This is a genomic window from Bacteroides sp. B1-V-101 (genome assembly GCF_023656585.1).
GTDB lineage: Bacteria > Bacteroidota > Bacteroidia > Bacteroidales > Bacteroidaceae > Bacteroides > Bacteroides thetaiotaomicron.
In genome coordinates this window covers 93,794-100,726 of the sequence record NZ_JAMOKH010000023.1, presented here as the reverse complement: position 1 = coordinate 100,726, position 6,933 = coordinate 93,794, and the positions used below count along the sequence as shown (strand labels likewise).

Annotated in this window: 7 protein-coding genes; 4 read left to right on the top strand and 3 right to left on the bottom strand. The window is 48.6% G+C overall.

Annotated elements, in window-relative coordinates:
- The first annotated feature begins 236 nt into the window (after positions 1–236).
- Together NBH01_RS17075 and NBH01_RS17070 are read left to right on the top strand one after the other, a co-directional pair.
- A complete protein-coding gene (locus NBH01_RS17075) occupies positions 237–2,036 on the top strand; it encodes a bifunctional DNA primase/helicase (RefSeq protein ID WP_011107640.1) in 1,800 nt (599 codons plus the stop codon).
- 241 nt (positions 2,037–2,277) lie between these two features.
- Complete coding sequence (locus NBH01_RS17070; protein WP_008763467.1) at positions 2,278–2,721, top strand: VOC family protein; 444 nt, start codon at positions 2,278–2,280, stop codon at positions 2,719–2,721.
- A gap of 290 nt (positions 2,722–3,011) precedes the next feature.
- On the opposite strand, the gene NBH01_RS17065 is transcribed toward NBH01_RS17070, so the two are convergent.
- Positions 3,012–3,269, bottom strand: a complete 258-nt coding sequence (locus NBH01_RS17065) for a DUF4248 domain-containing protein (protein WP_008765886.1) — start codon at positions 3,267–3,269, stop codon at positions 3,012–3,014.
- A 404-nt stretch (positions 3,270–3,673) separates the two neighbouring features.
- Between NBH01_RS17065 and NBH01_RS17060 the strand changes: the two genes are divergently transcribed.
- Positions 3,674–4,216, top strand: coding sequence for an HU family DNA-binding protein (locus NBH01_RS17060; protein ID WP_008763469.1), 543 nt, complete (start codon positions 3,674–3,676; stop codon positions 4,214–4,216).
- Between the two features lie 157 nt (positions 4,217–4,373).
- A complete protein-coding gene (locus tag NBH01_RS17055; protein ID WP_118336938.1) occupies positions 4,374–4,817 on the top strand; it encodes an N-acetylmuramoyl-L-alanine amidase in 444 nt (147 codons plus the stop codon).
- Positions 4,818–4,825: 8 nt separating this feature from the next.
- On the opposite strand, the gene NBH01_RS17050 is transcribed toward NBH01_RS17055, so the two are convergent.
- Both NBH01_RS17050 and NBH01_RS17045 read right to left on the bottom strand, forming a co-directional pair.
- Entirely contained in the window at positions 4,826–6,013 is a 1,188-nt protein-coding gene (locus NBH01_RS17050; protein ID WP_118336937.1) for a glycosyltransferase family 2 protein, read from the bottom strand.
- A 19-nt stretch (positions 6,014–6,032) separates the two neighbouring features.
- Positions 6,033–6,932 (bottom strand): glycosyltransferase family 2 protein, encoded by a 900-nt coding sequence (locus NBH01_RS17045; RefSeq protein ID WP_032850742.1) that lies wholly within the window; start codon positions 6,930–6,932, stop codon positions 6,033–6,035.
- Position 6,933: the final 1 nt, after the last annotated feature.

Genomic DNA, 6,933 nt, shown 5'->3' with positions numbered 1-6,933 from the left:
GTGCATACAAGAGCCAGTCCATTCCAGGATATATAACCTTTAAGAATGGACTGGATAGATTTAATACACAGTTTGAACTGTATGAGTTAATCAGCTAAGACTTGTGTATAAAGGGTAGCTTCCTGAAGGAGGGGAATTAAGATAGTTTTGATAACGCAAAGGTAACCTGCGAAACTTGAATTATTAATACAACTTAAAATCTCCTTTTCGAAAGGGAGGAATAGAAATACAGAAATATGAGAAATTTTGCTAATTATCATGTCGATGTCCGCAGACATACCAGCGGTGTCGTTAAAACCATTTGCGAGCAATGCCTCCCGACGAGGCACAACAAGCGTGACCGTTCGCTGCGGGTCAATATCGACACGGGGCATTGCCATTGCTACCATTGCGGAGCCGACTTCTACGTCCCCGACGATGCCGAAGAGCGTGCGAAAGCCGAGCGACAGGCTGCCCGTAAACGTCGTGCGGCATCTGCCGTTCCCCAGCATTTCCACCGTCCGGTGTTCGACGCTTCGAAGACGACGCTTTCCGAAGCTACGGAGCGTTGGCTGGTAGAGACGCGTTGCATTCCGCAGTCCGTCATCGCCGGTCTGCGCATCACGGAGCAGGAAGAGTTCATGTCGCAATCCGGCACGAAAGAGCGGTGCGTCTGTTTCAACTATTTTGAGGACGGGAAACTCGTCAACACCAAGTTCCGCAGCGGTGCCAAAAATTTCAAAATGGTGCAGGGAGCCGAACTGATTCCCTACAATATCGATTCCGTGCTGGGACAGGACACCTGCATCATCCACGAAGGCGAACTGGATGCCGCGTCCTCCCTTGCCACCGGATTCAAAAGCGTGATCTCCGTACCTGCCGGAGCTAACGCGAACCTTTCGTGGCTCGACCGCTTCATGGAGTCGCACTTCGAGAATCTGAAAGACATCATCATAGCCGTTGACACCGACTCTGCCGGGCTTAAACTGCGTGACGAACTGGTCAACCGTCTGGGTGCCGAACGCTGCCGTGTGGCCGTCTACGGACCGGGGTGCAAGGATGCCAATGAACATCTTGTCAAATATGGGATCGACAGCCTTCGCATCGCCATCGAGCAGGCGGAAGAAATCCCTCTTGAAGGCATCTTCACCGCCGCCGATCTGCACGAAGACCTGCGGGCATTGTTCGACAACGGCTTCGGTCCCGGAGCGGAGACGGGCTGGGAGGAGATGGATAAGATTTGTACGTACGAACGTAGGCGGCTGGTCATCGTTACGGGCATACCGGGGGCCGGAAAATCGGAATGGCTGGACGAACTGGTGTTGCGCCTCTGTATGCGCCATCAGTGGAAGATAGCGTTTTTCAGTCCGGAGAATAATCCTATCGTCTACCATCTCCGCAAGTTGATCGAGAAACTGACCGGACGCCGTTTTCAAAACGGTTGCGGCATGACGGAAGGACTTCTGCTCCGTTCGGAAGAGTTTCTTGCCGAAAACGTCTGTCACATCGCCCTCAAAGGCAGCGCCACTCCGGAACGGGTGCTTGCCAAAGCCCGTGAGCTTGTCCTGCGTCGGGGATGCCGCATCTTCGTCTTCGACCCGGTCAACCGTTTTGAGCATACCCCCGCACCGGGGCAATCGGAAACGCAGTATCTTTCCAATTTCCTGAATCTGTTTACGGAGTTTGCCACGCAATATAACTGTCTGGTGATTCTTGTGGCGCACCCCCGAAAGATGAACCGCAATCCGGTGACGAACCATACTCCGCGTCCGGATATGTACGACGTAAACGGGTCTGCCGATTTCTTCAACAAGGCGGATTACGGCTTGGTAGTGGAGCGTGACAAGGAGGTCGGAGTGACACGTGTCTATGTCGAAAAAGTGAAGTTCAAACATCTCGGAACGGGTGGTGTGGCTACTTTTGTCTACGATCCCGTCAGCGGACGTTACCTCCCCTGCGAAGAGTCCCAAGACCCGTCCGTCCCACCGGAACAACGGGTCAGAAACACTGTCAATGACAGCTCGTGCTGGTTGCCGGAGAAGGAGCTGTTTGAATAGGTAATAGGTAATAAGTAATAGGTAATAATCGTAGCTGGTGAGGAGGGTGGTGGGTAACAGGTCACGGGGGATGAGTAACGGTGCGGATCACTGGTTGAATGGTGATTCATTTTGATACCGGTTTACTTTATTTTCGCACAGTTTTGAGGTAAATACGGATTCATGAAACGTCATCCGATAGAATGATTATATTTGCATTTCGATTCTAAGAAACAAATAATAAACCATTAATCTGTAAACAATGAGATTTAGTAACGTAAGATTATTAGTAAAGGACTTCGCCGGATGCTTCAAATTCTACACCGAACAACTCGGATTAGAGCCGGCCTGGGGAGATGAGAATAGCGGATACGCCAGTTTTAAAGTAGCCGACGGAATAGAAGGTCTCGCCCTTTTTGTATCCGACTGGATGGCGCCCTCGGCAGGTAATGCAGATAAGCAGCAGCCTGTTGGGATGCGTGAAAAATTAATGATCTCATTCAGTGTGGATAACGTGGACGAAACCTTTGTCGCACTGAAAGCAAAAGGCGTGACATTTATCAGTGAGCCTACGGATATGCCCGATTGGGGGATGCGTACCCTGTACCTGCGCGATCCCGAAGAAAATCTTATAGAACTCTTTACCCCTTTGGCACCGGAGAAATTTAGCCAGGAACTTATCGAAGAAGATCAGAAATTTCATTAAGAGACACGGCTGAAAAGCAACGTGCTCATCCGAGTGAGCCGGAAAATGATATTGAATGGGGCTGTCCGAAAAGAGAACGTCTGCTATCGTTTTGCTCTGTCATCCTAAGTCTGCCGAAGAATCAGCTCTTTATATTAGTCAAAGAAGAGATTCTTCTCCGTGTGCTGAATGATAGGTTGATAGTATTTATCTACTTTTCGGACAGCTTTATACGTTAATCGGGTATCTTGTCCGGAACTATTCTTATTTTGTTTTAACTGCTGATTGGCACCAATACTTAATACTTATCTTCAAGGTTCTTGCAGCACCTCTACGATCAGTCGTACTTGTGCGGGTGTGTAGTGTCTGCTTCGGGGATTCATGCCGGTGGATAGCAGGCGTTCTTTTAGTCCGGGTGCGGCTTCGATCCATTCGTTGAAGCGGTCTACTGCGCTTTGTTGCTGGACGTTGGGGATATATAGCATGGCGAGTTCTCCTTTTCCGTAGCTGCGGTATTGGAAGGATTTTTCTTCTTCCTGTTTTTGCAGGGTATCTGTATTTGCTTTCATTTTTGATTTAATTGTAGGGTTTGTAATGGGTATAAAGTTACTGTTTTTTACTGGATTTAGCAAATTTGTTGCTCATGAAAGTGTTGCTTTTATGCTTGTATTATTTAGTTGTTATTCACGTTGTCTGCTTGTCTTTTTGGGGGGTGTTTATTCGGGGTTGGTTGGGAGCTTTTTCAGCTTTTATCTGCTTTATGGTTACTTTGTATTCGCTTTTAGTATGCTTTCAATCTGTTTCTAATTCACTTTATTCTGCTTTATGCTGTCTTAATCCGTCTTTATCCGTTTTATCCCGTCATAGTCCGGTGCAGTCCGTTGTAATCCGGGAAATCGCCGATGCACTGCCGTATCTTTGTTTCACCAACAGAAAGGGAGAATGTCCTTCTTTTCTTTAATACAAATTCAGTATGGCAACAGTGTCTGTGGTGCGCTATCAGCGCAAAAAAAAGATTGGTGATGACAAATCGCCGATGGTGTATGTGCTCAAACCCAAGCCGGGGGAATCGAAACTTTATTCTATCGAGTCGCTGGCGCGTGAGATCGAGTCGATCGGTTCGCTTTCGGTGGAGGATGTGGAGCACGTGATGCAATCCTTTGTCCGTTCGATGAAGAAGGTGCTCGTAGCGGGGAATAAGGTAAAAGTTGATGGCTTGGGGATTTTCTATACCACGCTTACTTGTCCCGGTGTGGAACTGGAAAAGGACTGTACGGTGAGGAATATCACTCGTGTCAACCTTCGTTTCAAGGTCGATAATGCTCTGCGGCTTGCCAACGACAGTACGGCAACCACACGTGGCGGGGACAATAACATGGTCTTCGAACTTGTCTCCAAGAATGCGCCGGCTTCGGGAGGCAACGGTGATGGCGGAGGCTCCGGTAGTGGCGGTGGCAGCGGTTCCGGTTCCGGTGGCGATGGAGGGGAGGAGGAAGCTCCCGATCCTACCGTTTAGTCCGGTAAGTACATCAGCATCATTAATGTGTGATACCTGTAAATGAATAACCTGTAAAAATGAAAAGTTATGATTGACAAGATTTTGGAGATTGCATTGGAAATCCTGTTTTTCTTCCGTAGGAAGAGAAAAGGAAAACGAATGAAAGGGCAGGTCGATGAGGAAGATTGACCTGATTGTGATCCACTGTTCCGCCTCTAGGGCGGACAGGGATTTCACGGAAACAGACCTTGAAGTGTGCCACCGCCGGCGGGGATTTAACGGGATCGGCTACCACTTTTATATCCGGAAAAATGGCGACATCAAGACTACCCGCCCCATTGAACGGATAGGAGCTCATGCGAAAGGATTCAACCGGACAAGTATCGGCATTTGCTATGAGGGCGGACTTGACTGTCACGGGCGGCCTGCCGATACCCGTACCGAATGGCAGATACACTCGATGCATGTGCTTGTGCTTACGTTGCTGCGTGATTATCCCGGTTGCCGGGTGTGCGGGCATCGTGATCTGAGCCCTGATCTGAACGGGAACGGGGAGATCGAGCCGGAGGAATGGGTGAAGGCTTGTCCGTGCTTTGATGCGGAGGAGGAGTGGGCTTGACGAAGGCCTTATTCTTCTCCGTGCTCAGTATGAATAAACTTTTTGTTTGCTCCTTTCAGTCGGAACATATTGGCTATCATTGCCAGTGCCAGTGCCGGAATTTGCAGGATTGCTTTTCCTAATTTCCGGTTCAGCAACTTTCCCGGCACAGGTATGATCATGGCGGCAACTTGGGCGGCTGATAGTATCCACCATTTGATGGCCGTATACCACTCGTTTTCTCCGCTTTGCAGACTCATTAGTAAGCCGATTGCGGTAAAGAGTAAAGTGAAACCGAAAACTCCCACCAGTTGTATCAGACGGGGAGGCAGCATCCATTGAAGAATCTTGTCGCAGTAGTCGATATTTCCCTGAATCAGTGCTTTCGGGAAATCGGGCAAGGAAGCCCGCAATGCACCGTATTGTGCTGCAATCCATCGTTTACGCTGATTTTTGATACCTTCTTTTTTCTGTGTCTTTTCATCGTATACGGACAGTTGTTCCAGATACTCGATATGAATGCGTTGTTTTAGCAACAGGGCTTCCAGCTCCTTGTCTTCGCCCGATGTTTGCAGATGTCCTACATTTCGGCGGAACCAATGAACGTCGAATGCCATTCCGGAACCGGCTAATCCGGCTGACAATCCTATCGCGTTGTGCCCGCTACGGAAGAATCCGTTGTTTATATCTTCGCTGATCGCATCCAGAACAGCGATGTCTGTATTCATGTTTTTTCCTGTGCGGTGGGCTTGTACGGCATGCAGGCCGGACTCAAAAGCACGGTTGATTTCTGCGAGGAAATTGGGAGTCGTTACATTGTCGGCATCCATGATCACTACTACGTCATAAGATTCGTTGGCAGTGACGTTCATTGCCAGCGTAAGGGCTTTGGCTTTGGAACTATTGGTATAGTCGGCTACTTGCAAACAGATGGGGAGTGTTTGTAGGGCAGCATTCGTGTCCGGCTGCATCTGATCGGAGATGACAAGAACGTCGTACATTTCTTTGGGGTATTCCTGTTCGAGGAAATTACGGATAGTGGAGACGATCACCCTGTCTTCCTTGTATGCAGGGAAGAGTACAAGAAAACGACGCAGGATACGTGCTTCGGAAAGTTTTCGCGGACGATAGAATTTGGAAGCAATGGCGTAGAACAGCAGATAACCGACACAAAGTGCCAGGAGAATAAAGAGAATCCAATCAATAAAGGTATACATGGTCTTTCATTTTTAAGGGTTATCGGATAGGAGAGGTGATAGAAAAGCTTCTGACAACACCTTTCCATACTGTGGCAAATAAATCGAAACGACCTTTCAGGGCAAACTGAAGGCTGTTTTTTCCGGCAGCTATGGTAGATTGATAAAGAATGGAGAGCAGCCGCTGAGCACCTTTCCGGTTGCGGCGGGTGTAGAGCAAACGGTTGCGCGTCATGTAGAAAGTACGTAGCTTGCTGAACTGTCCGGTGCTCTGGCTTTCTTTGTGGAAGATGGTGCAACGAGGCTCATACCATAGTTCGTAACCGGCATTTGTCATCTGTGTACACCAGTCCATTTCTTCATAATACAGGAAGAATATTTCCGGCATTTCTCCTACTTTCTCAATGACTTCACGTTTTACCATGAGTGCCGCCCCATGCAGGTAGGGGGTCGTGTGCGGGGTGTCGAACGTGCCGTCGTCCGGACAGCCGAAACCTGTCATTTCGTTGCGTATAGTGATTGCCGACAGGGAGGTGAATCCGGCAAACTGTATGTTTTGCGGAGGAAAGGCAAAGCGTATCTTCGGAGAGACGGCTCCGATGTTTTTCTGACTTTCCAGTCGCTCTGTCAGGTAGTGGAATCCGTCTGATTCAACATAAGTGTCATTGTTTATCAGAAAGATATAGGCTCCTTTGGCTACTCTGATCCCCAGATTATTTCCACCGGAGAAGCCTAGGTTAGACTCGCTCCGCAGGGTGACTATATCGGAATATAGCTCCTTGATTTTAGTCGCTTCGTCTTCGCGCGAAGCATTGTCTACGACGATGATTTCATAGCTCACGGAATGTACATGTGTTTGCAGCGATTCTATTAATTCGCAAGTGTCTTTAAAGCCGTTGTAGCAAACTGTGATAAAGGAGACTTGAGGTTCGTTCATCATA

Bases quoted from the DNA above. Each gene is read 5' to 3' on its own strand.
- NBH01_RS17075 (WP_011107640.1), top strand. From the start codon at position 237: ATGAGAAATTTTGCTAATTATCATGTCGATGTCCGCAGACATACCAGC.
- NBH01_RS17070 (WP_008763467.1), top strand. From the start codon at position 2,278: ATGAGATTTAGTAACGTAAGATTATTAGTAAAGGACTTCGCCGGATGC.
- NBH01_RS17065 (WP_008765886.1), bottom strand. From the start codon at position 3,269: ATGAAAGCAAATACAGATACCCTGCAAAAACAGGAAGAAGAAAAATCC.
- NBH01_RS17060 (WP_008763469.1), top strand. From the start codon at position 3,674: ATGGCAACAGTGTCTGTGGTGCGCTATCAGCGCAAAAAAAAGATTGGT.
- NBH01_RS17055 (WP_118336938.1), top strand. From the start codon at position 4,374: ATGAGGAAGATTGACCTGATTGTGATCCACTGTTCCGCCTCTAGGGCG.
- NBH01_RS17050 (WP_118336937.1), bottom strand. From the start codon at position 6,013: ATGTATACCTTTATTGATTGGATTCTCTTTATTCTCCTGGCACTTTGT.
- NBH01_RS17045 (WP_032850742.1), bottom strand. From the start codon at position 6,932: ATGATGAACGAACCTCAAGTCTCCTTTATCACAGTTTGCTACAACGGC.